Annotated in this window: 29 protein-coding genes; 12 read left to right on the top strand and 17 right to left on the bottom strand. The window is 59.9% G+C overall.

The window, feature by feature from the left end; translation table 11 throughout:
- Positions 1-27: 27 nt before the first annotated feature.
- The 5 genes from WEU32_RS05575 to WEU32_RS05555 all read right to left on the bottom strand — a co-directional run bounded on the left by WEU32_RS05575 (position 28) and on the right by WEU32_RS05555 (position 3,578).
- Positions 28-897, bottom strand: coding sequence for a 50S ribosomal protein L11 methyltransferase (locus WEU32_RS05575; RefSeq protein ID WP_406853156.1), 870 nt, complete (start codon positions 895-897; stop codon positions 28-30).
- Positions 898-975: 78 nt separating this feature from the next.
- On the bottom strand, positions 976-1,632 hold the full coding sequence (locus WEU32_RS05570) for a hypothetical protein (RefSeq protein WP_406853155.1): 657 nt from the start codon (positions 1,630-1,632) through the stop codon (positions 976-978).
- A gap of 125 nt (positions 1,633-1,757) precedes the next feature.
- Entirely contained in the window at positions 1,758-1,964 is a 207-nt protein-coding gene (locus WEU32_RS05565) for a DUF3126 family protein (protein WP_312137898.1), read from the bottom strand.
- 108 nt (positions 1,965-2,072) lie between these two features.
- Positions 2,073-2,909, bottom strand: coding sequence for a serine O-acetyltransferase (gene cysE / locus WEU32_RS05560; RefSeq protein ID WP_312813743.1), 837 nt, complete (start codon positions 2,907-2,909; stop codon positions 2,073-2,075).
- Positions 2,910-2,933: 24 nt separating this feature from the next.
- Positions 2,934-3,578: an NUDIX domain-containing protein gene (locus WEU32_RS05555; RefSeq protein WP_406853154.1), complete on the bottom strand. Its 645-nt coding sequence runs from the start codon at positions 3,576-3,578 to the stop codon at positions 2,934-2,936.
- Between the two features lie 45 nt (positions 3,579-3,623).
- Here WEU32_RS05555 and WEU32_RS05550 point away from each other — a divergent pair, with 45 nt between their 5' ends.
- On the top strand, positions 3,624-4,223 hold the full coding sequence (locus WEU32_RS05550) for a nitroreductase (RefSeq protein ID WP_406853153.1): 600 nt from the start codon (positions 3,624-3,626) through the stop codon (positions 4,221-4,223).
- 37 nt (positions 4,224-4,260) lie between these two features.
- On the opposite strand, the gene WEU32_RS05545 is transcribed toward WEU32_RS05550, so the two are convergent.
- From WEU32_RS05545 to queF, 4 genes are all read right to left on the bottom strand, one after another.
- Positions 4,261-5,139 carry a DUF817 domain-containing protein gene (locus tag WEU32_RS05545; protein WP_406853152.1) on the bottom strand — a complete coding sequence of 293 codons (879 nt, stop codon included), beginning with the start codon at positions 5,137-5,139 and terminating at the stop codon, positions 4,261-4,263.
- An 88-nt stretch (positions 5,140-5,227) separates the two neighbouring features.
- The gene (locus tag WEU32_RS05540; protein WP_406853151.1) at positions 5,228-5,566 is read right to left on the bottom strand and encodes a hypothetical protein; all 339 of its coding nucleotides are present in this window, start codon (positions 5,564-5,566) and stop codon (positions 5,228-5,230) included.
- A 102-nt stretch (positions 5,567-5,668) separates the two neighbouring features.
- Positions 5,669-6,748, bottom strand: a complete 1,080-nt coding sequence (gene rsgA, locus WEU32_RS05535; protein ID WP_406853150.1) for a ribosome small subunit-dependent GTPase A — start codon at positions 6,746-6,748, stop codon at positions 5,669-5,671.
- A 37-nt stretch (positions 6,749-6,785) separates the two neighbouring features.
- Entirely contained in the window at positions 6,786-7,247 is a 462-nt protein-coding gene (gene queF, locus WEU32_RS05530) for a preQ(1) synthase (RefSeq protein WP_312137888.1), read from the bottom strand.
- An 85-nt stretch (positions 7,248-7,332) separates the two neighbouring features.
- On the opposite strand from queF, the gene WEU32_RS05525 reads away from it, so the two are divergent.
- The 4 genes from WEU32_RS05525 to WEU32_RS05510 all read left to right on the top strand — a co-directional run bounded on the left by WEU32_RS05525 (position 7,333) and on the right by WEU32_RS05510 (position 10,284).
- Positions 7,333-7,836 (top strand): energy transducer TonB, encoded by a 504-nt coding sequence (locus WEU32_RS05525; protein WP_406853149.1) that lies wholly within the window; start codon positions 7,333-7,335, stop codon positions 7,834-7,836.
- 79 nt (positions 7,837-7,915) lie between these two features.
- Entirely contained in the window at positions 7,916-8,557 is a 642-nt protein-coding gene (locus WEU32_RS05520; protein ID WP_312813757.1) for an energy transducer TonB, read from the top strand.
- 81 nt (positions 8,558-8,638) lie between these two features.
- Complete coding sequence (locus WEU32_RS05515) at positions 8,639-9,565, top strand: NAD(P)H-dependent flavin oxidoreductase (protein ID WP_406853148.1); 927 nt, start codon at positions 8,639-8,641, stop codon at positions 9,563-9,565.
- 32 nt (positions 9,566-9,597) lie between these two features.
- Positions 9,598-10,284 (top strand): outer membrane beta-barrel protein, encoded by a 687-nt coding sequence (locus WEU32_RS05510; protein ID WP_312137882.1) that lies wholly within the window; start codon positions 9,598-9,600, stop codon positions 10,282-10,284.
- Positions 10,285-10,329: 45 nt separating this feature from the next.
- Here WEU32_RS05510 and WEU32_RS05505 read toward each other — a convergent pair whose 3' ends face one another.
- The 3 genes from WEU32_RS05505 to WEU32_RS05495 all read right to left on the bottom strand — a co-directional run bounded on the left by WEU32_RS05505 (position 10,330) and on the right by WEU32_RS05495 (position 14,258).
- Complete coding sequence (locus WEU32_RS05505) at positions 10,330-11,574, bottom strand: mechanosensitive ion channel family protein (RefSeq protein WP_406853147.1); 1,245 nt, start codon at positions 11,572-11,574, stop codon at positions 10,330-10,332.
- A gap of 112 nt (positions 11,575-11,686) precedes the next feature.
- Complete coding sequence (locus tag WEU32_RS05500; protein ID WP_406853146.1) at positions 11,687-12,850, bottom strand: cystathionine gamma-synthase; 1,164 nt, start codon at positions 12,848-12,850, stop codon at positions 11,687-11,689.
- A 4-nt stretch (positions 12,851-12,854) separates the two neighbouring features.
- Entirely contained in the window at positions 12,855-14,258 is a 1,404-nt protein-coding gene (locus WEU32_RS05495) for a pyridoxal-phosphate dependent enzyme (RefSeq protein WP_406853145.1), read from the bottom strand.
- A gap of 110 nt (positions 14,259-14,368) precedes the next feature.
- Between WEU32_RS05495 and rnr the strand changes: the two genes are divergently transcribed.
- Together rnr and WEU32_RS05485 are read left to right on the top strand one after the other, a co-directional pair.
- Positions 14,369-16,705 (top strand): ribonuclease R, encoded by a 2,337-nt coding sequence (gene rnr / locus WEU32_RS05490; RefSeq protein WP_406853144.1) that lies wholly within the window; start codon positions 14,369-14,371, stop codon positions 16,703-16,705.
- The gene (locus WEU32_RS05485; protein WP_312137873.1) at positions 16,702-17,406 is read left to right on the top strand and encodes an NUDIX domain-containing protein; all 705 of its coding nucleotides are present in this window, start codon (positions 16,702-16,704) and stop codon (positions 17,404-17,406) included. The genes rnr and WEU32_RS05485 overlap by 4 nt, the downstream gene beginning before the upstream one ends.
- Positions 17,407-17,460: 54 nt before the next feature.
- On the opposite strand, the gene WEU32_RS05480 is transcribed toward WEU32_RS05485, so the two are convergent.
- Positions 17,461-18,045 (bottom strand): hypothetical protein, encoded by a 585-nt coding sequence (locus WEU32_RS05480; RefSeq protein WP_312137871.1) that lies wholly within the window; start codon positions 18,043-18,045, stop codon positions 17,461-17,463.
- 127 nt (positions 18,046-18,172) lie between these two features.
- On the opposite strand from WEU32_RS05480, the gene rpmG reads away from it, so the two are divergent.
- Positions 18,173-18,340 (top strand): 50S ribosomal protein L33, encoded by a 168-nt coding sequence (gene rpmG, locus WEU32_RS05475; protein ID WP_003164451.1) that lies wholly within the window; start codon positions 18,173-18,175, stop codon positions 18,338-18,340.
- A gap of 110 nt (positions 18,341-18,450) precedes the next feature.
- Here the strand turns inward: rpmG and WEU32_RS05470 are convergent, their stop codons facing one another.
- Both WEU32_RS05470 and WEU32_RS05465 read right to left on the bottom strand, forming a co-directional pair.
- Positions 18,451-19,812 carry a PleD family two-component system response regulator gene (locus WEU32_RS05470; protein WP_312813773.1) on the bottom strand — a complete coding sequence of 454 codons (1,362 nt, stop codon included), beginning with the start codon at positions 19,810-19,812 and terminating at the stop codon, positions 18,451-18,453.
- Between the two features lie 3 nt (positions 19,813-19,815).
- Positions 19,816-20,184, bottom strand: a complete 369-nt coding sequence (locus WEU32_RS05465) for a response regulator (RefSeq protein ID WP_312137867.1) — start codon at positions 20,182-20,184, stop codon at positions 19,816-19,818.
- Between the two features lie 124 nt (positions 20,185-20,308).
- Between WEU32_RS05465 and WEU32_RS05460 the strand changes: the two genes are divergently transcribed.
- From WEU32_RS05460 to WEU32_RS05445, 4 genes are all read left to right on the top strand, one after another.
- Positions 20,309-21,586: a DNA polymerase IV gene (locus WEU32_RS05460; RefSeq protein ID WP_406853143.1), complete on the top strand. Its 1,278-nt coding sequence runs from the start codon at positions 20,309-20,311 to the stop codon at positions 21,584-21,586.
- Between the two features lie 76 nt (positions 21,587-21,662).
- Positions 21,663-22,121: a RidA family protein gene (locus WEU32_RS05455; RefSeq protein ID WP_312813775.1), complete on the top strand. Its 459-nt coding sequence runs from the start codon at positions 21,663-21,665 to the stop codon at positions 22,119-22,121.
- Positions 22,118-23,263, top strand: a complete 1,146-nt coding sequence (locus WEU32_RS05450) for a GNAT family N-acetyltransferase (protein ID WP_406853142.1) — start codon at positions 22,118-22,120, stop codon at positions 23,261-23,263. Before WEU32_RS05455 ends, WEU32_RS05450 begins: the two co-directional genes overlap by 4 nt.
- Before the next feature lie 95 nt (positions 23,264-23,358).
- Positions 23,359-23,664: a CsbD family protein gene (locus WEU32_RS05445; RefSeq protein WP_406853141.1), complete on the top strand. Its 306-nt coding sequence runs from the start codon at positions 23,359-23,361 to the stop codon at positions 23,662-23,664.
- Positions 23,665-23,679: 15 nt separating this feature from the next.
- Here the strand turns inward: WEU32_RS05445 and WEU32_RS05440 are convergent, their stop codons facing one another.
- Both WEU32_RS05440 and clpA read right to left on the bottom strand, forming a co-directional pair.
- On the bottom strand, positions 23,680-24,255 hold the full coding sequence (locus WEU32_RS05440; protein WP_406853140.1) for a DUF4287 domain-containing protein: 576 nt from the start codon (positions 24,253-24,255) through the stop codon (positions 23,680-23,682).
- 105 nt (positions 24,256-24,360) lie between these two features.
- A complete protein-coding gene (clpA, locus tag WEU32_RS05435; protein ID WP_406853139.1) occupies positions 24,361-26,664 on the bottom strand; it encodes an ATP-dependent Clp protease ATP-binding subunit ClpA in 2,304 nt (767 codons plus the stop codon).

Raw genomic sequence — 26,664 nt, 5'->3', positions numbered from 1 at the left:
GAGCCTCCGACGGCGTTTAGGCGGTTTTTATGCCTTGCGCAGTTGCAGGGCCGACCAGGCATCATTGTGGATGGTCTGTTCCACCACAAAACCCAGCGGGCGATAGGCATCGAGGATGCGGTCTTCCTGCGTGCGCAGCAGACCCGACAGGATGGCCACGCCACCCGACTTCAGGGCCTGCGCAATCTCGGGGGCCAGTTCGACCAGCGGAGCCGCCAGAATATTGGCGAACACCAGATCATAGGGCGCATTCTTGGCCACGCGGGCATCGTTCAGGCCGCTGGCGAAATAGAACTCGCACTTGGCATCGTTGATATCGGCGTTTTCATTGGCGATACGGGCCGAGGCCTCGTCAATATCGGTGCCGACAGCAATCGGGGTGCCGGTCTTGGCCGCAGCAATGGCCAGAACGCCGGTGCCGCAACCGACATCCAGAACCTTCTCGAAGGTCTCGCCCTTCTCCAGCAGCTTGTCGAACGCATCCAGACAGCCAACGGTCGTGCCGTGGTGGCCTGTGCCGAACGCTGCGCCCGCATCGATCTTCAGGGTCACGCGGCCTTCAGGCACCTTGCCTTGGTCGTGTGCGCCATAAACAAAGAAACGACCGGCCTCGACCGGCGGCAGGCCCGACAGGCTCATGGCCAGCCAGTCCGCATCGGCCAGCTTCTCAACAATCACTTCCAGACCTTCGACGGCGCGCAAATGGGCCTCGATGCCCTTGGCTTCCTCGTCCGTGGTCGGGAAGGCGTCGATACGCCAGATGCCCAGATCTTCATCCTCTTCGAGGATCGAATAGGTCGCGCCTTCCAGCAAAACGTCCGCATCGATAGCCGAAGCTGCCGTCTCGGCCGGAACGCGCAGGCCGCGAGCAATTATCTGAAGAGCAGATTCCGACATTTCCAAAAATCACCGATATGATAACAAAAGACGACGGGACTGTTTTTTAGTCAGTCCGCCACATTCATGGGTTGGGGATTACATGGCCAAAGCACCAACGGAAACAAAGTCCGCCGCGCCGAAGGCGGCTGCAACCACTTCCAAGCCCAAGGCGGCTGCGAAGTCGCCCGCTTCTGCCGCAAAAGCGGCGACGGGTGAAGTAAAAACAACAAAGGCCACTGCGGCTCCCAAGGCAACGACGGCAAAAGCATCTACAAAACCGGGGGCTGCGGCCAAAACCGCGACGACCAAAGCGCCAGCAACCAAGGCTGCGGCGACAAAGGCCACTGCGCCTAAGGCGACTGCCACCAAGACACCGACCACACCAAAGACTGCGCCTGCCAAGGCTCCTGCGGCAAAGGCTCCCGCAACAAAGGCCGCTTCAACAAAGGCCGCTGCAAAACCCGCGGCGACCAAAACTGTGGCCACCAAGGCTTCGGCAGCCAAATCTACGACGGCAAAAGCTCCCGCCAAGGCTGCCACATCAAAGGCCACAGCGCCAAAGGCCGCGCCTGCGCCCAAGCCCGCCCCGCCCGTGGCTGCGCCCACTCCCGCACCGGAAGCCGCCAAGCCTTCGCCCAGTGCAGAGCCGGTTCGTGCCCCGCTGCCCGAGATTCCGGCTCCACCCGCCGCTCCGCAGCCTGCGCCAGCTCCGGCTGTTGCCAGCCCAGAAGCGCACGCCGCCGAAAATCCCAAGCGGGGCTTTTTTGCGAGCCTCTTGGCACTGTTCGGCAAACAATAAGCATTTTGGCAAATTATCGAAAAAGGGCCGGTGGCATTGCCACCGGCCCTTGTTCATTGCGGCATCACATCTGGACCGATCAGTCCGCCAGATCTTCCGACAAAATGGCCATTTCAAACATGAACGAACCGGCTTCATCCTCGTCCTCGAAGACCACACCGATGAACTCGTCATCGACATAGACTTCGGCAGAGTCGGCAACCTTGCGGGCCTTCACCTTGATGCCGCCGTGGTTGAAGGTGCGCTTCAGGTGGCTCTCGACTTTTTTGAGATCGGATTCTGTCACGGGGATAGCCTCGTTAATACTTATTTGCGCGGACCCTAGAGAAGCCGCCCGCCGATGTGAAGCCCGCAGATCAAGCGTCCACAGGACGGTAGAGAACATCGATAGCCGTCAGATCACATAATCATAAACGACATCGGACAAGGTGTGGTCCATCGTGCGGGCGGGCGTCGCATCGGTCGGACAATTGACCATGCGCGCCGGAACCCCTGCTACGGTGCAACCTGCCGGAACCGGTTTCAGAACCACCGAACCCGAAGCCACCTTGGCATAGTCGCCGATTTCGATATTGCCCAGCACCTTGGCCCCTGCCCCCAGCAACACGCCACGGCCAATCTTGGGGTGACGGTCGCCGCGCTCTGCGCCTGTGCCGCCCAATGTCACGGCATGCAGCATAGAAACCTCGTCGCCGACCACAGCGGTTTCACCGATCACAATGCCTGTCCCATGATCCACAAACACACCCTTGCCGATGCGGGCCGCCGGGTGGATATCCAACTGGAACAACTCAGAAATACGGCTCTGGAAGTGGAAAGCTAATGTGTCGCGATCCTGCTGCCATAACCAATGCGCCACACGCCAAGCCTGAAGCGCCTGATACCCTTTGAAATACAGGAACGGCTGCAAAGGTGTGCGAATGGCCGGATCACGTTCCAGCACAGCCAGTAGATCCGCCTCGGCCGCCGCCACCGTCGCCGGATCGGCCCGAAATGCCGACAAGGCCACTTCGCGTACCGTCATGGCTCCTAGTTCGGAATCGCCCAGTTTACGCGCGATCTGAAAGCTGAGCGCCGCCGCCAGATTATCGTGTGACAGGATGACCGAGTGCAGGTGCGACGCCAGTTGCGGCTCCTCGCGCGCTGCATTCTCTGCGGCTGCCCGCAACGACATCCACAAGTCCTGTTGGCGGGTATCTCCCGCCGATGAAACAACTTCCAGCTTGGCCATATAACTTCCTGTTCCGGCCCTATCTTACGCCGACAGCATGGCCTGCGCCAGTTCGCGTGGCAGAGGACCATCGCCGTTCAGGCTTTGGTGAGCCATATGGTAGGCCCGATAGACGGTCGCCACTGTCAAACTGTCGCGAACAGCCCCGCGCCCGACTTCTTCCAGCACGGTCAGGTAAGGCACGCGCACCGATACCAGAACCTCTGTCGGATCGGGATCAACCTCGGTGTCCTCCAGCCCCCATGCCAGCCAGCACATGGCCCGCTCGTCGGTCGTAGAGTTGGACAGATCCATATCCAGCGCCGCCACCCAGTGCCGGGCGGTCAGGCCCGCCTCTTCTTTCAACTCGCGCTGGATGGCCTCAAACGGGTCTTCGTCCTCCGGCGCACCGCCCTCGGGCATTTCCCACGAATAGCGCATCAGGGCGAAACGGTGCTGGCCCACCATGGTCACCGTGCCATCGTCATGCAGCGGTAAGACGCCCGCGCCGATATTTTTGGGACGCACCACCCAGTAATCGGCCTTCATTCCCGTGGGGGCCGTGACCGGATGGCGGGTGACCCGCATCCACGGATTTTCGATCAGAACCTCTTGCCCATGACTTTGCCATTTCGGGGCTTCGGGCAGGTCTTTGGCCCAGACGGGATCGATTTGTTCGATAATCTTCATGCCACCACTATGGCGTTTGACACACCGAAAACCTAGCTATGGAGTATGACTGACGCTCACTCGCCCGACCTGCCCCTGCCCGTCCGCTCCCAAGAGCTGCTTCATCGTCTGGCCACGCGCCGCTCGGCTCCGGCCCAGCAACTGGCGGCCCCGGCTCCCGAGGGGGAAGACCTGAAAATCCTGCTGGAACTGGCGCTTCGCTCGCCCGATCACGGCAAGCTGGCCCCGTGGCGTCTGGTGGTTCTCGGTGCACAAACCCGCGCAGAGATCGTTGAAAAACTGGCCGCCATGACCCATCGCCTGCCCGATCCGGTCAAGGGCAAGGCGGTGCTGTCCAAGCTGGCCAATCCGCCGCTGACCATCCTTGTCGTCTCCTCACCCGTACACGGCCACAAGGTGCCGGTGTGGGAACAGGAACTGTCCGCCGGTGCTGTGTGTATGAACATCGAACATGCCGCCAATGCACTGGGTTACAGCGCCAGTTGGATCACCGACTGGTACAGCTTCGATGCCGAGGCACTGGCATTGTTCGACATCAAGGACGGCGAGAAGATCGCCGGTTTCATCCATATCGGCACCCTGCCCACCGCGCCGCTGGAGCGCCCGCGCCCGCAGGTGTCCGAGCGGGTGGAAATCCTACCCTAAAAGATCAAAGGCCCGAACCATGGTTCGGGCCTTTTGCTTATCCGTCTTCGCTCGCGCGGATTGTGTCTTCCGGCACCGGCTTGTGGACCAGTGACACCAGCACCACCGACACGATCATCAACAGGAACCAGCTACCGAACTTGGTGAAGGACACCATCTGCCAGCCTGCCGCCTGATCCGGATAGGTCCATGCTCGCCCGAAAGTGGCCAGATTTTCAGCAATCCAGATAAACAACGCCACCAAGAAATACCCCAGCAGCAAGGGCATGGAGCGGCGTCTCCGGTCGGTCTTGAACCAGAACCAGCCGCGTACGAAAATCAGCGCCGTCGCGATAAACAACACCACACGAATATCGGGCAGCCAGTGGTGCGCGAAGAAGTTCACATAGATGGCCGCCGCCAGCAGATAGGTCTGCCACATCGGCGGATAGTGCTTCACCCCGATATGAAACACGCGCTGGACACGGGCGATATAACTGCCCACCGCCGCATACATGAAACCGGAAAACAGCGGCACGGCCCCGATCCGCAGGAAGCTGTCCTCTGGGTAAATCCACGACCCGTGATAGGTCTTGAACAACTCCATCACTGTGCCCGCAATATGGAACAGAAAGATGGTCTTTGCCTCGTCCCAGCTTTCCAGCTTGAAGGCCAGCATCAGCCCCTGAATGGTCAGCGCCCCGATCACCAGAAAATCATAGCGGCTGATCAGGCTGTTCTCCGGCCAGAACAGATAGGTGCCGACAATCAGCGCCAGCAAGGCCCCGCCAAACAGACAGGCCCATGCCTGTTTCAGGCCGAACCACAGGAACTCGTAGGCATAGCCCCGCCAGCGCCCTTTATCGGCCCAGCCTTCTGCCCGCGCCATCAAACGGCGGCCAAGCGCTTCGAGCGGCAGTGTCGTTTTGTCGTTCATATCCGTCCGCGCATTTGGTGCCCGACATAACAAAGGCGGCCACTAGAGAGTGACCGCCCCTGATTATCCAGCGATACCGCGAAACCTGTTAGGCGTCAGCGGTTTCGTCTTCGCCTTCCGCCTCTTCGGCAGCGAATTCTTCGGCGGTGACGTACTCGGCACCTTCGGAATCCAGAACCCACAGGCCCAGGAAGGTTTCGTGTTCCGGCGTCAGGTCTTCATCCACGACGTCGCCCTTATAGAGGCCGACGCTGCTGTAATCGAACTCCAGCTGCAGTTCTTCGGCCAGCTCGACCAGTTCTTCGGCCAGACGGCGCGAATAGCCGATGACTTCGGACTCGTTGGTGAATTCGTCGGACAGCGTGTTGACCTCGGCATCTTCGGAGCCTTGGGTCGCGGTCGTGATGACGATGGTATAGGCGGTCATGGTATTTTTCCTGACTTTAAGTCTCTGCATTGCCCGCTACAGGCTTATACCGACTTAATGAAGGCCGGACGGAAGATTGGCGGTGCATAACCGCCAATGGGATTAATCCTTGGAGCCGCGATAGTTCCGTTTGGTGGCGCGATAGTTTTTCTGTGACGCAGCGAGACGGCGACGTTCGGCATCGCGGGCGGTCTTGTCCACCTTGTCCTTGGCCTCGGCCATTTCCAGCTGAAGCTGCACAAAATGGGTCCAGCGGTCCTGCGTCAGCGAGCCATCCTTGATGGCCCCCTGCACCGCACAGCCCGGCTCGCTGATATGGCTGCAATTGCTGAATTTGCACTGGGTCATCAGCTCTTCGACATCATCGAAGACCTCGGCCACCCCTTCTTCGGTATCCAGCAAACCGATCTCGCGGATACCCGGTGTGTCCACCAGCATTCCGCCGGACGGCAGCACAATCAACTCGCGGTGACTGGTGGTGTGGCGGCCCTGATCGTCGGTCTCGCGCACTTCGCGCGTAACCATACGGTCCTCGGACAGCAAGGTGTTGACCAGTGTGGACTTGCCCACACCCGATGATCCGATCATCACACAGGTCTCGCCCGCACGGACATAGGACAGGAAATCGTCCAGCCCCTGCCCACTGCGCGACGAGATCGCCACCACCGGACAGTCGATGTCCTGATCGCGCATCTCGGCAATCTTTTCGGCAGCATTATCAACCAGATCGGCCTTGGTCAGCACCACCACCGGCTGCGCCCCGCTCTGGCGCACAGCCGCCAGATAGCGCTGGATACGACGCAGGTTCAGATCGGCATTCAGCGACGTGACGATAAAGGCCACATCGACATTGGCGGCGATAATCTGGGTCGCGCGCGAGGCATCCTCGATGGCCCGGCGTACCAGCGCCGATTTGCGCGGCAGGACAGCCTGAACCGTGCCGATACCGGCCTTCTTGTCCATCAGCAGCGCGACCCAATCACCCACGCATGGCTGGCCGATATCATCGGCTTCGTGCAGCAGGCGCCCTGTCGGGCGCGCTGTGACAGGGCCGTTTTCGGTTACGACCGTATAGCTGCCGCGTTGTTGCAGCACGACACGTCCGGCAATGAAGCCGGAACGTGCATATTTCTTTTGGAAGGCGTCTGCGAAATAATCGATCCAGCCATAACGCTCGATCATTTCGCCATGCTCCGGCTAAGCTCTGCGCCGCCGCGCATCAGCCGCGACCGCGATAGGTCGGAACGCCCTGTTCGGGAATCCACACACCTTCCGGTGCCGGACCCGACTGCCAGAATACGTCGATCGGGATACCGCCGCGCGGATACCAATAACCACCGATCCGCAGCCATTTGGGTTGCAGCAGGTCGTTCAGACGACGACCGATCGACACTGTGCAATCCTCGTGGAAAGCGCCGTGGTTACGGAAGGACGTCAGATAAAGCTTCAGCGACTTGGACTCGACCAGCCACTCACCCGGCACATAGTCGATCACCAGATGGGCAAAGTCCGGCTGGTTCGTCACAGGGCACAGGCTGGTGAACTCGGGGGCCGTAAAGCGCGCCACATACAAGGTGTCATTATGCGGGTTCGGCACCCGCTCCAGCACGGCCTCTTCAGGATTGGTCGGCGCCCCCGTCTGGGTGCCGAGCTGGGAAAGGCCGTCTGTGTAGTGCGACATGGGATACCGTAGGTCTTTATTGGGCTTGCGTCCGACCGGCGAACACAGCCAGTCTAACAGCAGGGGATTTCGGGGACCACATAGGATGACAAGCGCCTTCGTTCAAATCATTGCCGTCATCGGCATGATTTTGATGGCCGTTCTGGCGGTTCGTCTCTGGAATACCGAAGCGCCATCCCTGCCTCTATCCAGCTTCAGGCTGAGCTTACCCTCGCCGTCCAGCACGATTTTTACAGAATCTGCGCCCGAAGAGGGTTGCCCGACACAGGCCAGCACCGACACTTTGGCCTCCACCAGCACAGCCAATATCGCGGATGCCGCGCCGAAGTGGCGTATTCCTCCGACTCCGACCGAATATGACTACCCCGCCGCCGCTCTCCGCAAAGGCATCAGCGGCGAAGCGACAATAGCCTGTAATGCCCAACCTTCAGGCCGTGTGGAAAACTGCATCATCGGTACAGAAACACCAACCGGATACGGCTTTGGCGCATCCGCTGTACAGATCGTCAAGCGTGGCTGTCTCAACCCCTACACTCCGGAGCAAGGCGCTGTAGCGTTTACCGTCCGTGTGCCCTTCAACATGGAATGACATGCTCCTTTCGGTCTGAGCCATGCCAGTTCCACTCTATTATTCCACCGCAAATCGCGACCAATTTATAGCGTAAGCCATGACATACTCTTTCAAATCGATCTTGATCTCTGCCGCGGTTTCACTTCCGCTTCTGGCGACAGTGTCTCCATCAATGGCTCAAGCTCGATGGAAGACCCCGCCAGCCATCGGCGAGGACAGCATCCCGACCAAAGCCTTGGAAGAAGGGGTTTCGGGCGAGGCGACGATCAGCTGCACAGCCACCGCATTGGGCGTCGTCGACACCTGTAGCATTGAGAGCGAGCGTCCCGAAGGCTACGGCTTTGGACAGGCAGCGATCACCATACTTCAAAGCGGTGCCTTGCATCCTTCGGAAGATGGAGAAGCCATTGCAGCGTTTCGCACCCGCATCCCCTTTAATGTCGAGGAACTCCCTCCTCCTGCCCCGATGAGATCGCCCGAGTGGGAAAGAGCGCCACGTCCCACAGCCAATGACTATCCTCAACGCGCAATAGATGCCGGCGTCTCCGGAGGCGCTGCTATAACTTGCATCGCCGCAGCAAGCGGCATTCCGGAGAACTGCCAAGTCCTACAGGAAAAACCCGAAGGGTATGGTTTTGGTGAAGCCGCTTTAAAAATCGTGAAGCGCGGTCGATTGCGCGAGGGCGACTGGCTGCCCGGCGGTAGTTTTGTAGTCGTTATTCCATTCTCGATCCATTAGGCCACTTGCTTACCGCCACAGGCTCGACCTCGGCCAAATCCGTGTTATCCGTAGCCAAACAAAACGCACCGGAGGACACCCATGGCCATTCCTGCTTCCCTGCAAAAAGGGCTGAAGCTGCCTGTTATCTCGTCGCCGATGTTTCTGGTTTCCGGTCCCGATCTGGTGGTCGAGGCGTGCAATAACGGGGTCATTGGCACCTTCCCGTCGCTGAACCAGCGCACCACTGAGGGCTATCGCGACTGGCTGGTCGAGATCAAATCGCGCCTGAACCCCGATGCGGCGGCCTTTGGCGTAAACCACATCGTTCACAATACCAACGACCGCCTGATGGCTGATCTGGCTGTCACTATCGAGCATGAGGTGCCGCTCGTCATCACTTCGCTGGGGGCCGTGGCCGATGTGGTGAAGGCGGTTCAGAGCTATGGCGGCAAGGTCTTCCACGACATCGCCACGGTGCGTCACGCGCAAAAAGCCGCCGAAGCCGGCGTGGATGGCCTGATCCTTGTGGCCGGTGGCGCGGGCGGCCATGCGGGCATCATCAACCCGTTCGCCCTGGTGAACGAGGTGCGTCGCTTCTTTGACGGCACCATTATTCTGGCCGGTGCAATTTCGACGGGTCAGGATGTTGCCGCCGCCCTGATGATGGGGGCCGACTTCGCCTATATGGGCACCCGCTTCATCAATACGACCGAGGCACAGGCCGACGCCGCCTATCAGGCCATGATTATCGACAGCGGCGCGACCGACATCATACACACCCCCGCCGTCTCGGGGATTCCGGCAAACTTCATGATCCAATCCCTGATCGACAATGGCATCGATCCAAAATCCCTGCCAGAACACAAGCTGGATATGGGCGAGGAAGCCAAGGCGTGGAAAACCATTTGGTCAGCCGGTCACGGCGTCGGCGCTATCCATGATGTGCTTCCAACGGCCAAGCTTATTGGGCGGCTTACGGATGAATTTTCGCAAGCCTGTTTGGATTTTGACACAAAACGACGTTAAGCGGGCGCATCCCTAGACGCAGCGGAGCTCCTATGCGCCTCACAGTAACCGCCCTCGCCCTTGTTCTTGCCTCCACCGCCCTGCCGGCCACAGCCATGGCCCAGTCGGGTTCGTGGAACGTCTCCGTAGGCGCAGGTACCGACAACCGTTCCAAGGATATTTCCAAGTCCGATGGCGAAGCCTTCGTCTGGGGCGAAGCCCTGTGGGAAAACGACAGCGGATTCTTCTATGCCGGTCCGGCTTTCGAGACGATCAAGAGCGGCGGTTCGGACCTTGAGGTCGAACTGGGCGGCGGCATTCGTCCGCAATGGGCCGGTTTCGATTTCGACCTGAACGCGACCCACAAATGGCGTCTGGATTCCAATCCGGGCGTCGATGACGATGCGTGGGAGTTCACCGCCGATATGAAACGCACCATCGGTCCGGCCAAGGCTCGCCTGCGTCTTCAGCACTCGCCGGACGGCACCGGTTCGGTCAAGGCGTGGACATGGGTGTCTGCTCAGGCCGGTTGGGACTTCACCGACAAGCTGAGCGCCTCGGCCGAGATCGGTCACCGCGATCAGGACAATGCCGTCAGCTATACCGGCTACAATATCGGCGTCGGCTATATGCTGACCAAGGACCTAGAGCTGGACGTCCGCTGGCACGGCAATGATTCCGACATGCCGGGCGAGCAATATAAGGAAGCTCTGGTCGCCAGCGTCGCCTACGCCTTCTAGGGCCAGACGCAACAGATATGAAAAAGGGGCCGGATGGCCCCTTTTTTATGCCGCCTGTCCGGCCACAGCCTTCACGACAGCGGCCATATCCGCCCCCGTAGGCTGCTGCGCCAGTCTCAGCCCGAACTCGGGCAGGATCGCCAGCAGGTGATCGAAAATATCGGCCTGAATGTCTTCGTATTCGGCCCACGCGGTCGTCGCCGTGAAGCAATAGATTTCCAGCGGCAGACCGCTTTCATCCGGTGCCATCTGACGCACCAGTTGCGTCATCTGCGGGTTCAGGCGCGTGTGGTTTTTGAGGTACTGCTTCACATAGGCCCTGAAGGTGCCCAGATTGGTGGCGCGGCGGGTATTGACCGGATCGCGGCCACTCTCGACCAGTTGCGCATTCCAGCGGGCCAGCTCGTCGGACTTTTCAGCCAGATAGTCATCGATCAGCATGATCCGGCGCATATGGTTGCGCTCGTCCTCGCTCAGAAAACGCACACTGTTCTGGTCAATCAGCAGCGAGCGTTTGATCCGGCGGCCACCGCTTTCCTGCATCCCGCGCCAGTTCTTGTAGCTCTCGTTGATCAGCCGCCATGTCGGGATGGTGGTGATGGTCTTGTCCCAGTTCTGGACCTTGACTGTGTGCAAGGCGATGTCGATCACATCCCCATCGGCATTCAGTTGCGGCATCTCGATCCAGTCACCGACACGCAGCATGTCATTCGAGTTCAACTGAACCGACGCCACCAGCGACAGGATGGTGTCCTTGAACACCAGCATCAGAACCGCCGCCAAGGCCCCGAGACCCGACAGCAACAACAAGGGCGACCGGTCGATCAGGGACGCAATCACCAGAATGGTGCCGATCGCATAAACGACCAGTTTCACCACCTGCACATAGCCCTTGATGTTGCGACGATGCGCCCGCTCCGAACGGGCATAGAGGGCGTTGGCCATGTCGAGCGCCGAACCGATGGCCAGAACGACCGCGACAATGGTCAGGGCCGCCGCAACATTCTGGACCACCGTCACCACTGAAGGATGCAGATGCGGCACAGAGGCAATACCCAACTGGACAATCAGCGTCGGCACAACCCGCGACAGGTTCCGCACGACGGGTCGCAACAGGCTATCCAGCTCGTCGGTAGCCCGCTCTACCAGCTTCAATAATATGCGGGTCAGCCCGCGCCGGACTATAAAATCGGCGGCAACGGCCACCAGAACCAGAAGGCACAACCCCGCCAACATTTCAGCCATAGGGAAGTCTGCGAGACGGGCGCGCAAGGCGTCGTATTGCTGCATGGCACAAAGCTAATGACCCGTACCCGCCATGTGAACCCCGACATAGCGCCACAGTGCGCATTAAAAAGGCCGCATTCCCTGAAGACTGCGGCCTCTCGTCATAAACGCGGTATCAGGACAGGGCCTGATCCAGATCGGCGATCAAGTCTTCGATGTTCTCGACACCGACTGACAGGCGGATCAGGTTGTCGGTGACACCACTGGCCTCGCGCACATCCTTGGGGATGCTGGCATGGGTCATGATGGCCGGATGGTTTACCAGGCTTTCGACACCGCCGAGGGACTCGGCCAGCGTGAAGACCTGCACCCGCTCCAGAACGCGCTTGGTGCGTTCCAGATCGCCGTCGATCACCACCGACACCATACCGCCGAAACCGCCCGTCATCTGGCTCTTGGCCAGTGCGTGTTGCGGGTGGCTTTCCAGACCCGGATAGATAACCTTTTGCACGCCCGCGCGGCCTTCCAGCCACTTGGCCAGCGTGATGGCATTTTCACAGTGGGCCTTCATGCGAAGGGCCAGCGTCTTCAGGCCACGGTTCACCAAGAAGGCGTCGAACGGCCCCATCACGCCGCCGATGGAGTTCTGGAGGAACTTCAACTGCGCGGCCATTTCCGCATCCTTGGCCACCAGAACACCGGCAACCACATCAGAGTGGCCGTTCAGATATTTGGTCGCCGAATGCATCACAATGTCGGCCCCCAGGGCCAGCGGTTGCTGGCAATAGGGCGAGGCAAAGGTGTTATCGACCACGAGGATCAGATTGTGCGCCTTGGCCACCTTGGACAGGGCGGCAATATCGGCCAGCTTCATCATCGGATTGGTGGGGGTTTCCACCCACAGCATCCGCGTCTTGTCGGTGATCGCGGCCTCTACAGCCGCGATATCGCTGAGATCGACATAGGCAAAGTCCAGACCCATCGAGCGACGGCGAACGCGCTCGAACAGACGCCACGAACCGCCATACAGGTCATCACCCGTGACGATGTGCGATCCGGCATCCAGCAGCTCCAGCGCCGTCGAGGTCGCCGCCATGCCCGAGCCGAAACCGAAGGCCTGAACGCCGCCTTCGAGGTCTGCGATACAGGCCTCGAACGCCATGCGCGTCGGGTTCTTGCCGCGCGCATATTCAAAGCCCTTATTCACACCGGGGCTTTCCTGCGCGAAGGTCGAGGTGGCGTAGATCGGCATCATAACGGCGCCGGTCGTCGGGTCCGGTTCCTGCCCAGCATGGATGGCGCGGGTCGAGAAGCCTTGATGATTTTTCTTTTCGGTCATCTGCTTAACGGTTCAGGCTGAGGTGGTTGATCAGGTCGGCGCGGGTGATCAGGCCGACGAATTTCTCGCCGTCCAGTACAATGGCCACGCGGTCACGGTCGAACAACGGGATCAGGGCGTCCAGCGTTTCCGAAACCTGCACCGTATCCAGATCTCGCGTCATAGCCGACGATACCGCCTTGGCGAAACGATCCTTGCGGGTGATTTCGTCGGTATTCATCAGGTGGACGATATCGCTCTCATCGACGATGCCGATCAGACGACCGTCCTGAATGACAGGAAGCTGCGAGACGTCGCTGCCACGCATACGTTTGAAAGCCGTGTCGATGGTGTCTTCGGGGCCGACAACGACCACATCACCCATCTCGTATTTGCGGCTAATCAGGTCCGACAGGTTGCCGGTGATCTCGCGTTGCGCCAGACCCTGATCGGCCAGCCAGGTGTCGTTATAGACCTTGGAAAGGTATTTCGCACCGGTGTCGCACACGAAGGTAACGACCGTCTTCGGTTCGGTCTGTTCACGGCACCAACGCAGGGCCGCCGCGATCAGGCAGCCCGACGACGATCCGGCCAGAACGCCCTCTTTCAGCAGCAGATCGCGGGCGGTCGCAATCGATTCCGCATCGGGGATAGAATAGGCTTTGTCGATCAGATTGATATCGGCGGTGTCCGGCACAAAGTTTTGCCCGATACCTTCGACGGTATAGGAGCCATCGGGACCGGGTTTGCCCTCGTTGACGATTCCCGCCAGCGCCGAACCGACCGGATCGGCAAGGATGATTTCGGCCTTCGACCCTTGCGCTTTCAGATAGCGGGCAATGCCGGTGATGGTGCCGCCCGAGCCGATACCGGCCACAAAGGCATCAATATTACCGCCGGTCTGCTCCCAGATTTCCGGTGCCGTCGATTTGAAATGCGCCTCGGAGTTGGCGTCATTGGCGAACTGGTTGACGTAATAGGCACCCGGAATCTGCTGGGCCAGACGCTCGGCCATGTCGGTATAGTATTCGGGGTGGCCATGCGGCACGTCCGAACGGGTCAGACGCACATCGGCCCCCATGGCGCGCAGGTGCTGGATTTTTTCCTTCGACATCTTGTCCGGAATAACCAGCAAGACCTTGTAACCCTTTTGTTTTCCGACCAGCGTCAGGGCCAAACCGGTGTTACCGGCTGTCGCCTCTACGATCGTGCCGCCTGGCTTTAGCCAGCCCTCGTTCTCAGCCACCTCGATCATGGTCAGGGCGATCCGGTCCTTGATAGAGCCACCGGGGTTCTGGTTTTCCAGCTTGAGCAACAGACGGCACTTGCCGGTGTCCAGCTTGGTTACCTCGACCATCGGGGTCTTGCCGATCAGGTCCAGCAGCGAGGCAGCGGGACGGGACAGGGCGGGCGTGTCGGTCAACGACATGGGTCTATGCTCCAAAGCTCTTAGGCCTCAAGGCTGGGCTTCGCGGCCTTCGCGGTCAACTCGTGCAAGTTTTCACCTTTTTGCCCGAAATATTCGCTACAGAGAGCATAATGGCTAAAACTCCGAAACGCCCGGTTGCGGGCCTCCCCGACAAAGACACCCTCCTCGCCTTCCTGCGCGAAGCCGGAGAGGCGGAAAAATCCGACATCGCCCGTGCATTCGGCCTCAAAGGGGCCGAGCGACGCATGCTGCGTGAAATGCTGCGCGAGCTGGAAGCCGAGGGCAAGCTGGGCAAACGCGGCCGCAAGGGCTTTGCCGAGGCCGGCACCCTGCCCCCCGTCGGCGTGGTCGATGTGGTGGCCCGCACCGACGATGGCGAAATGCTGGTCCAGCTGGTCAAGGGCGAGGCCGACGCGCCTCAGGCCGTTCTGATGGCTGACAAGGACCGTCGCGGCCCTGCGCCCGCCATGGGCGACCGCCTGCTGGTCAAGCTCAGCCGTGCGGGCGAAGGCTGGGAAGCGCGCCTGGTCAAAAAACTGGATTCCGACAACAGCAAACTTCTGGGCGTGGTCCGCAAGGGCCATCGCGAGGTTCGCATCGAGCCGGTGGACAAGAAGGACAAGGAGTTCCTTGTCATCCCCGCCGCCCTGTCCGAAGGTCTAAAAGACGGCGATCTGGTTCTGGCCGCCGCCGAAAAGCGCGAAGGCCGCTATGGTCCCAAACGCGGCAAGGTGCTGGAACATATCGGACGCGAGGATGACCCCCGTGCCGCCTCGATCATTGCCATCTATCAGCACAACATCCCTATCGGATTCTCTGAGGCCGTAGAGTCAGAAGCAGGCGATCAGGAAATCCCGACCCTCAAGGGCCGCGAGGACCTGCGCCACATCCCGTTCGTCACCATCGACCCGCAGGATGCGCGCGACCACGACGACGCCGTCTATGCCGAGCGAGACACCGACGAGAAGAACCCTGATGGGTGGGTCGTCTGGGTCGCCATCGCCGATGTGGCTGCCTATGTGCGTCCAAACACCGCGCTAGATCGCGAGGCCCGCGCCAAGGGCAACTCGACCTACTTCCCCGACCGCGTGGAGCCCATGCTGCCGGAAGTGCTGTCGAACGGCCTGTGCAGCCTGAAACAGGGCGAGAACCGCGCCACCATGGCGGTGCGGATGGTGTTCGACAAAACCGGCAAGAAGATCAGCCACAAGTTCACGCGCGGCCTGATGCGTTCGCACGCCAAGCTGTCGTACGAACAGGCGCAGTCCGCCATCGACGGCCAGCCCGACGACACCACCGGCCCGATCATGGATACCATCCTGTATCCACTGTGGAACGCCTATGCCTGCATGCTCAAGGGCCGCGAGCGCCGCGCCCCACTGGCCATCGAAAGCCTGGAGCGCCGCGTGAAGATGTCGCCCGATGGCGGTATCGAAGCCATCCTGCCGCGCAAGTCGCTGGAAGCGCACCGTCTGATCGAAGAGATGATGGTGCAGGCCAATGTCTGCGCCGCCGAGACGCTGGAAAAAGCCCGCACACCGCTGATCTATCGCGTGCACGAGACGCCCAGTCAGGAAAAAATCTTCAACCTGTCGGACTTCCTGCACACGATCGGCAAGTCATGGGCCAAAGGCGAAGCCCCCAATACCAAACGCTTCAACAAGCTATTGGCCGAGGTCAAGGACGGCCCGCATGCCGAGGTCGTCAACGAGGTGGTCCTGCGCACACAGATGCAGGCCTTCTATACGCCATCGAATATCGGCCACTTTGGCCTGAACCTTGACCGCTACGCCCACTTTACCTCGCCGATCCGCCGCTATGCCGACCTGATGGTGCATCGTGGCCTGATCCGCGCGTGTGGCTTTGGCGATGATGGCCTGACCGACCGCGAAATGTCGGAACTGGAAGCGATTGCCGACCACATCACCGAAACCGAGCGTCGTTCGATGGCGGCAGAACGTGCGGCGATGGACCGCTATATCGCGGCCTTCCTCGAAGAACATGTCGGGGCGATGTTTACCGGCCGCATTACCGGCGTGACCCGCTTTGGCCTGTTTGTCCGTCTGGATGAAACAGGGGCCGATGGTCTGGTGCCTGTATCGTCTCTGGGCGACGAATATTTCATCCATGACGACCGCACCCATGCACTGGTCGGCGAGCGTTCGGGCAAGCGTTTCCCGCTGGGCTATAATGTCGAGGTCCTGCTGGTCGAGGCCACGCCGATCACCGGCGGACTGGTCTTGCAGATGATGTCCGACCCTGCCCCGCGCGATCCGAATGCCCCGTCCCCGCGTCTGGGTATGCGCGGTCGCTCCGGCAAGGGCGGTGGCTTCAAGAGTGGCGGCGGCAAGGGCGGACCCAAATCGGCCCACGCCCGCAATGGCGGCAAACCCCATGGTAAGCCTCTGGGCGGCCTGAAAGGCGTCAAAAAGGGCAAGCACAAGTGAACCAACCGTTCGACGCCAAACAGGACCTGCTGGATTCGCCACGCACGGGGGAACGACAACGCCCCCGTGATGCCGCGACCCTGATCCTGACACGCGGCGAACGGAATCTTGAAGTCCTGATGGGTCGCCGCGCGGCAGGCCATGTGTTTATGGCCTCCAAATGGGTGTTTCCGGGGGGGCGGATCGACCCCTCGGATTTTCGCGCCCATGCCAGTGGCCATCTGAACCACGAAACCGCCCGCAGGCTGGAAATGGAGATGCCCGCACGGCGCGCCCGTGCGCTGGCCCTGACGGCTATCCGCGAGACATTCGAGGAAACCGGCCTGATCCTCGGCAAGTCGGCTCCCGAAGCCTCTGTGGCCGGTCCATGGCGTGAATATCGTCAGGCAGGTGCCATCCCCGACCTGTCGGCCCTGACCTATGTGGCCCGCGCCATTACGCCACCCGGCCGTACACGTCGTTTTGACGCCCGTTTCTTTACAGCCCCCATCGAAGCCCTGCGCGATCCCGACAAGATCGAAGGCTCGGGCGAACTGGACGAGATTGCGTGGCTGCCTATCGAGGACGCCATGAAGCTGGACCTGCCCTCCATCACCCGCTTTGTGCTTGGTGAAGCCTTGGAGCGCCTACAGAGCCCTAACAGGCCCCTCCCCTTTGTCCGCATGCTGCACGGCCAGCACCGCATCGAGCACAGACATTAAAAAAGGCTCCCGATCCGCATCGGGAGCCTTCTTCGTTTCAGATCGGATAACGGCCTATTCGGTAACCGGCTTAGTCAGGTCAAACTCGACGCGCATGTGGCGGTTCGGACGCTTCAGCTCGTAAACATAGGTCTTTTCAGGATGAACCTCGACCGCCCAGACATTGGTGGTCGAAACGGCGGCATCATTGGCATTGAACAGATCAATGGATTCCTGATCGACAGGGAATTCCTGACGCTCGGCGGTGCCTTCATTGGCCGTATTGCCACCATACCAGTGCAGGGTGTGGGTGGTGCCATCCGGATCGCGGTGATCGTGCTTGAGGCGCAGACCCACATCCTGACGGGTAATGACCCAGGTGCGCGATTTGTCTTCGCCGACCCAGAACGGAATGCGAATCTCGCCCTCGCTGCAATCGCGTACATGCATCAGCAGGCGGTTATTGGCGAAATCGGCATCTTGAGGATCGGTGGTGACAACCTTGCCCTCGAATCGCTGGCCACACAGGGCTGTCAGATTCGCAAAGAAGGCATCTTGAGGATTGACCAACTCCGTAACTGCGCTCTGCGAAGTGCAGGCAGCAAGGCCGAAAATCGAGGCGGACAGGGCGAAGGCGGGTGCAATTCGGGACATTTTCATGGCAAAATCCTACCCGTTCACAAGTCGAACTCAAGGCGACATCACGCCCGTTGACTTTGCTGCGTGTATGGGTATGTTCCGCGCCTCGTATTTATAGCGGCTTTCGCCGTCGCAGAGGTTAATTCCGATGGCCAAACCGGCTTCGATCAAGATCCGTCTGAACTCCACCGCCGACACCGGCTTCTTCTATGTCACCAAGAAGAACGCTCGTACCATGACCGAAAAAATGGTCGTGAAGAAGTACGATCCGGTCGTTCGCAAGCACGTCGAGTTCAAAGAAGGCAAGATCAAGTAAGTCCCTGCTCCGCGCGATGCGGAGCAGCAGCTTGCACGATTTTGAAACGCCCGTCTGTTCAACAGTCGGGCGTTTTTCTATTTCTGTATGCGTAAAAAAATCCGCGCTGCCTATGCCGCGCGGACAATCACCTGGTCGCGCCCCAGAGACTTAGCCTCATAGACACCCTGATCGGCGCGTTTCAGCAAGGTTTCAGGCGTATCGTCAGGCAGAGATGCTGCCACCCCGATAGAGACAGTCACCGTCAGTCCCTCGCCCATTCCTTTGGCGCGGAAGGGTTCATGACTAACATTGCTGCGAATCCGTTCGGCAATCGTCCGGGCATCTTCCAAAGACGTGTCCGGCATCACCACCACAAACTCCTCTCCGCCCAGACGACATGGCAGGTCCACCGCACGTACATTGGTCGCCAGACGCACGGCAAATTCGCGCAATACCTCGTCGCCCGCATCATGGCCAAAGCTGTCATTGATGATCTTGAAATGGTCCAGATCCAGAATCAGCACCGCAACCTGATCACCGCCCAGATTGGCCCTCGACACCAGAGACTGTAACTGGCTGGACATATAGCGACGGTTGTGAAGTCCCGTCAGAGCATCGGTGACGGCCGCTTCCAAGTTGCGTTCCAGTCGTTCGCGCAAGAACTCGGTGTAGCGCTTGCGCCGGACCTGGGTGAAGGCGCGAGCCGACAGTTCATGGCCATCGACCGGGATGCTGACAATGTCATTGGTCCCCAGTTCCAGTGCCTTGAGCAGTCGTGGACGATCCCCCGTATCCACCAGGGTCAGGATCGGCAGGTTACGCGTGGATTCGCGCGCCCGCAGATGGGCCAGCAGACGCAGGCCGTCGAACCCCTTGGTCGCCGCATTGATAATTAACAGATCGACGCCGTTGATAGACGATGACAGGTCATTGCTCATCGTGCCCAGATGCACAGGACGGTGGTTCTTGCCCAGTTCGGTCACGATATGCGCGGCCTGTTCGTCATGATCGTCAACGATCACGATACGGCCGCCAGTCCCCCTCAAGCGCTCGATCCCCGCATCGCCGATACCCATGCGGCGCACGCTTTCCTCGCGTTCGCGCAGTTCGTCGATCATGATTTTCAGACGGGTCAGGCTACGCACCCGCGCCATCAGGATCACATCATCCAGAGGCTTGGAAAGGAAATCGTCGGCTCCAGCCTCCAGACCGCGAATGCGGTCATCGCGACCGTCCAGCGCCGTCACCAGAACCACAGGAATATGGCGTGTGGCCGGATCGTTTTTCAGGCGGCGGCAGGTTTCAAACCCGTCCATGACGGGCATCATTACGTCCAGCAGGATTAGGTCCGGTTGTTCCGCACGGGCAATCTCAATCGCTGTCGTTCCGTCCCGACAGGTGGCCACGTCATAATATTCGATCGTCAGCTTGGCTTCGAGCAGGCGGACATTGGTTTCAACATCGTCCACCACCAGAATACGCGCACTCATGCACTATCCTTCCAGATGCAACCTGACAGTATCCAGGAAGGTCGTGACCGAGATAGGTTTGGAAATATAGGCCTCACAGCCGCCCTGCCTGATACGCTCTTCATCCCCCTTCATAGCAAAGGCAGTGACGGCAATAACAGGGATATTGCTCAGCTCTTCGTCTTCTTTGATCCATTTTGTCACTTCCAGACCCGAAATTTCAGGCAACTGGATATCCATAAGGATCAAATCAGGACGATGGGCGCGGGCAAGCTGAAGCGCCTGCATGCCCTCGCGGGTTTGCAGGGTCTCGTAACCCTGGGATTCGAGCAGGTCATGAAACAGCTTCATGTTCAGCTCGTTATCCTCGACGATGAGGACTTTCTTGGACATCCAACACCTGCCCGCTCAACCTGAACCCGTGAAAAATAGACAAATGGGCTATAAATGGGCTCCCTCGAAACCCAGCTTGCCCTGCTCAGTCTTAAACTGACGTGAAGGCGCGACCTGCCGGAGCATGAATCTGTCCATCCAGACGCTTTGTCGTGACTGTCTGTGGAGTGGGTCGGACGCTGTTAAGCGTTGTCCGACCTGTGGTTCACCGCGCGTGATCAACCATAAAGAACTGAGCCAACTGACCATGGCCCATCTGGATTGCGACGCCTTTTATGCCTCGGTCGAAAAACGTGACCGGCCGGAATTGCGCGACAAGCCGGTGATTATTGGCGGCGGCAAGCGCGGCGTGGTGTCTACCGCCTGCTATATTGCCCGCCTTTATGGCGTCGGCAGCGCCATGCCGATGTTCAAGGCTCTAAAAGCCTGCCCCGAAGCCGTGGTCATTCCCCCCGACTTTGCCAAATACAAGCACGAGAGCGCGCGCATCTTCGGCGCTGTCGAGGCTTTGACCCCACTGGTGCAGACCCTGTCTCTGGACGAGGCGTGGATCGACCTGTCCGGCACAGAGCGCCTGAATGGCGGATCGGCCGCGTTCCAACTGGCGCGCCTGCAAAAATGGATCGAGGAAGAGGTCGGCCTGACGGTTTCCATCGGTCTGGCCCCCAACCGTTTTTTGGCCAAGATCGCGTCCGAGCTGGATAAACCGCGCGGTTTCTCCGTCATCGGCAAGGCCGAGGCCAAGGCGCTGCTGGCCCCGAAATCCGTCAATATTCTACCGGGGGTCGGACCGGTGTTTGGCAAGACCCTGCGCTCGGACGGCTTTGCCACGGTTGGCGATCTGGCCAATGCCGATGTGAAGGACCTGATCCGAAGATATGGCGAAAGCGGGCTACGTCTTTATGAACTCAGCCATGCCCGTGACACCCGTCCCGTCAATCCCGAACATGACCGGCGCGGTATGAGCGCCGAAACCACCTTTAACGAGGATCTGATCTCGCAAGAAGCTCTGGAGGCCGAGCTTTGGCCGCTGTGCGAAAAACTGGCCTCCAAGGCCCGCCGCGATGGCGTGTCCAGCCGCGTCGTCGTGCTGAAACTGAGGCGTACGGATTTCAAAATTTTGACCCGCCGTATCACCCTACCTGATCCGGTGCAGACGGCACGTGCTCTGTTCAATGCGGGACGTGACCTGCTGAAGCCGGAACTGGGCGTGCCCTATCGCCTGATCGGGATCGGCATGGCCGATGTTGTAGATGCACAGGATGCGCCGTCCGGCCTGTTCCAAACCACCGAGAACCGTAATCTGAAAACCGAAACCGCCATCGACGCCTTGCGGGCCAAGTTCGGATCAAAAGCCGTTATCGCCGGACGGGCGCTGAAAAAGCCCGATCACACCCCGTAACCGTGTGTTGAGACGGGGCAGACAGACACCCCGCAATCGCGCTACATCCCCTCACCCCTCATTCTTGGAGACAGTCATGAGCATCGAAGCCCGCCTTACCGAACTTGGCATTACCCTTCCCGAAGCCGCCAAGCCGGTGGCCTCCTATGTCTCTTATGTCCAGTCCGGCAACACCCTGACTATTTCGGGTCAGCTGTCGAACGATGCCAATGGCGGCATCAAGGGCACTGTCGGCGTCGATGTCACGCCGGAAGAAGCCCAGGCTGCGGCCCGCCTATGCGGCCTGAACCTGATCGCTCAAATCAAAGCCGCTCTGGGTGGTGATCTGGACCGCGTGGTCCGCATCGTCAAACTGGGTGGTTTCGTGCAGGCTGGTCCTGACTTCACGGCCATTCCGGCTGTCATCAACGGCACCTCGGACCTGATGGTCGAAGTCTTTGGCGATGCTGGCAAACACGCCCGTTCGGCTGTTGGCGTTTACAAGCTGCCGCTGGGCTTTGCCGTCGAAGTTGACGCTATCGTCGAGGTGAAGTGAACCTGAAACTTCAGGTCCACAACGGGGTCGCCGATGTCGGGCGCGAAGCATGGGATGCTCTCGCGCGACCGACTGGCGACCCTTTTGTCTGTTACGACTTTCTGGATGCCTGCGAGGCTTCCGGCAGTGCGGTCCCCGAACAGGGATGGGCCGCCCGCCACCTGACCCTCCACAGCGAAGACGGCACCCTGATCGGGGCCATGCCTCTGTATTTAAAGGGCCATAGCCAAGGCGAATATGTTTTCGACCACGCTTGGGCCGATGCCTATCAGCGCGCTGGCGGCCGCTATTACCCCAAGCTTCTCGGTGCCATACCCTTTACGCCCGCCACGGGGCCGCGCCTGTTGGTTGCCAGCGGTGCCGATACCGACAGCGTGCGTCAGGGACTGGTTCAAGGCGCGGTCATGCTGTGCGAACAGATGGGCCTGTCCTCGGTGCATGTGAATTTCCCGCCTGAAAGCGAATGGCAGTTCATGGCCGGTCACGGTCTGATGCTGCGTAAGGACATCCAGTATATCTGGCGCAATCAGGGCTGGACCAGTTTCGATGATTTTCTGAATGCCCTATCGGCCAGTCGCCGCAAATCCATCCGGCGCGAACGGCGCGAGGCACAGGACGGCCTGACCATCCGCACCCTAAGCGGTGATGCCCTGACCGAAGCGCACTGGGATGCATTTTATGCCTTCTATATGGATACAGGGTCGCGCAAATGGGGCCGCCCCTATCTGACCCGCGACTTCTTTTCGCGCATCCACGCCACCATGGCCGACAAGGTGGCGCTGGTTATGGCCTTCGAGGGCGACACTCCGGTTGCGGCGGCGTTGAACTTTATCGGGCGCGATGCCCTTTATGGCCGCCAGTGGGGCACCTGCATCGACAAGCCATTCCTGCATTTCGAGTTGTGCTATTATCAGGCCATTGATTTTGCACTGAAACATGGCCTGTCGCGCGTCGAGGCCGGTGCGCAGGGCGAGCACAAGATCGCCCGTGGCTATCTGCCTTCGCCTGTCTATTCGGCCCATTACATTGCCGATCCGGCGCTGGCCGAACCCGTCGCCCGCTATCTGGATCAGGAACGCCAAGCCGTAGAGGCCGAGCGCCTTTCTATGCTGGCCGAATTATCACCTTTCAAGGTTCGATAGAGTGTCGCAGGGCTGGAACCCAAAGCTTCAAAAAACGCTTCCTTAACTGTTCCCCTCCTCCTCGGATACCCTGCACAGACACAAGGACCACACTCATGACGGATCAACGTATTGAAGGCACTTTTGACCAGGTCGAAGGCAAGGTGAAAAAAGGCCTTGGTGAACTGACCGGTGACACCAAGCTCAAGGTCGAAGGTGTTGCCAAGGAAGCCGGTGGCCGTGCCAAGGCCGCCTATGGCCGCGTGATCGACGGCCTCGACGGTATTGCCGACAAGGCCCATCCCGACCTGCGCGATCCGGCCAAAAAGGGTCTGGAATTTGCCCGCAACAAACCGCTGCTGACCACAGGCATCCTTGCCGGTGCCGCCATTCTTCTGGGCGCTCTGGGTCGCAAACGTTAAACTACTGCGGCCATATCAGCCGTTATCGGCCGCCTGTGCAAACAGGCGGCCGATTTCGTCATCAACAACCGACGCATCCGCCAGTTCAACAACAGCCACCAGTCGTTCGGACCAACTTTCCTTGCGTACAGCCTGTGACAAGCGCGACGACACCGTCGGATCAAGCTTCAACCCCAGCACTACTCCGCCCGACTTCAGCGGACGCATAGCGGCAAACTGAACCTTGCGCGAAAAAGACGTGTAGGTTTTTCGCTGAGCTGATGTCACATCGGGCACCTTGGCCGCCACCGCCTCTATGGCCTCAAGCACCGTCAGCGATCCGGCATCGTGCCACAAGGCCTCGCGCAGAGCCTGCGGTTCATCCCAGCCCAGCGCATTTTCTGGAAATGCCGCGTCCAAAATCATCGCGCCATAGTTCTGGCCGACACCGTGCGTGTCCTTAAGCCATTTCAAACGGGCACGCGGCGCAGTTTCCGGACACTCCGCCATCACGGCCACCCATTCCTCCAGCGTCTTACCCGTCTTGGCCGCAAGGCCCTCGCGCACCGAGGCAAACCATTTGCGCTGCCGCTCTGTCAGTCCGTCGCTCATGGCACCCTCTCCTCGCACGCCCCACTTTTGCGCCCCGTCCGTACACAAGCAAAGGCCCGCCCCCAAACCGGAGCGGGCCTTGCCATTTCACGAAGACAAGACGGATTAGGCCGTCTCTTCTTCCTCTTCCTTGGCGGCAGAGCCACGGTTTTCGGTAATCTCGAAGACGATCTTGCCGTCTTTCAATTGCACCTTCACGTGGCCACCGCGTGTCAGGCGACCGAACAGGATGTCGTCGGCCAGCGGCTTCTTGATGTGTTCCTGAATGACGCGGCCCAACGGGCGTGCGCCATACAGTTCGTCAAAGCCGTTCTTGGCCAGCCAGTCGGCAGCATCGTCGGTCAGCTCGATGGTGATGTTGCGGTCGGCCAACTGGGCTTCCAGCTGGATGACAAACTTGTTCACCACTTCGCGGATGGTTTCCGGTGCCAGCGGCTTGAAGCTGACCACCGCATCCAGACGGTTGCGGAACTCCGGCGTGAACAGACGCTGGATGGCCTTTTCGTCCTCGCCCGTCACCTTGGAACGACCAAAACCGATGGCGTTACGGGCATTGTCCGCCGCGCCCGCATTTGTCGTCATAATCAGGATGACATTGCGAAAGTCGATCTTCTTGCCGACCGCATCGGTCAGGGTGCCGTGGTCCATCACCTGCAACAGGATGTTGTAGATGTCGGGGTGGGCCTTCTCGATTTCGTCCAGCAGCACAACCGAGTGCGGGTGCTGATCGACAGCATCGGTCAGCAGACCGCCCTGATCGTGACCGACATAGCCCGGAGGCGCACCGATCAAGCGGCTAACCGTGTGACGCTCCATATATTCGGACATGTCGAAACGCTGCATCTCGACACCGAGGGTCGCGGCCAACTGCTTGGCCACCTCGGTCTTGCCGACGCCGGTCGGGCCGGCAAACAGGAAGCTGCCAATCGGCTTGTGCGGATCACGAAGACCGGCACGGGCCAGTTTCATGGCCGCCGAAACCTGATCGATCGCTTCGTCCTGGCCATAGACCACACGTTTCAGATCAGCGACCAACTCGCGCAGGGCTTCGGTATCGGACTTGGACACCGACTTGGGCGGGATGCGGGCCATCTTGGCGATAACCGCCTCGATTTCTTTTTGTCCCATCACCTTTTTGCGCTTGTTTTCCGGCAGCAGCATCTGCGATGCACCCGCCTCGTCGATCACGTCGATCGCCTTGTCCGGCAGTTTGCGATCGGTGATGTAACGGGCCGAAAGCTCGACAGCCGCGCGGATCGCACCATCGGTGAAACGCAGCTTGTGATGCTCCTCATAGGTCGATTTCAGACCTTTGAGGATGCGGATGGTGTCATCCACAGTCGGCTCGTTCACATCGATCTTCTGGAAGCGACGCACCAAAGCGCGGTCCTTCTCGAAGTGCTGGCGATATTCCTTATAGGTGGTCGAACCCATGCAGCGCAGATTGCCCGCTGCCAAAGCCGGTTTCAGGAGATTGGAGGCATCCATCGCCCCGCCACTGGTCGCGCCAGCGCCAATCACCGTATGGATTTCATCGATGAACAGGACGGCGTTTTCGTGCCCTTCCAGTTCCTTGACCACCTGTTTCAGGCGCTCCTCGAAATCACCGCGATAGCGCGTACCCGCCAGCAGCGAGCCCATATCCAGCGAAAAGATGGTCGCGCCCTTCAACACATCCGGCACCTCGCCCGCTTCGATCTTGCGGGCCAGTCCTTCGGCAATGGCGGTCTTGCCCACGCCGGGGTCGCCCACCAGCAAAGGGTTGTTCTTGGTGCGGCGGCACAGGATCTGGATCGAACGGTCCACCTCAGCCTGACGACCGATCAGCGGATCGATCCGGCCCTCGCGGGCTTTTTCGTTCAGATTGACGCAATACGCTTCCAACGCCTCGCCGGCCTGTTTGACGACGTGGCCGTCCTCGGCCTCTTCGAGGCTGGCACCACGCGGCTGGCGGTTCTCGGTCGCGCCCGGCTTTTTGGCGATGCCGTGGGCAATGAAGTTCACCGCGTCATAGCGCGTCATATCCTGCTGTTGCAGGAAGTAGGCGGCATGGCTCTCGCGCTCGGAGAAGATCGCCACCAGCACATTGGCACCGGTGACTTCCTCGCGCCCCGAGGACTGGACGTGGATCACCGCGCGCTGGATCACACGCTGGAAACCGGCTGTCGGCTTGGCGTCATCGCCATCGGCGGTCGCCAGCGCGGCCAGATCGTTATCGACATAGTCGGACAGGGCACCGCGCAGTGTCGTTAAATCGACATTGCACGCCTCCATCACGGCGGCCGCATCACGGTCATCGATCAGGGCCCAGAGCAGATGCTCCAGCGTCGCATATTCGTGCCTACGCTGGTTGGCATAGGTCACCGCACGGTGGAGCGTCTCTTCGAGAGGACGGGAAAATGAAGGCAT

The sequence above is a fragment of the Brevundimonas sp. BH3 genome (genome assembly GCF_045345115.1).
Classification (GTDB): domain Bacteria; phylum Pseudomonadota; class Alphaproteobacteria; order Caulobacterales; family Caulobacteraceae; genus Brevundimonas.
The sequence above is the reverse complement of the archived record's forward strand: the minus strand, read 5'-3'. Positions and strand labels throughout refer to the sequence as shown.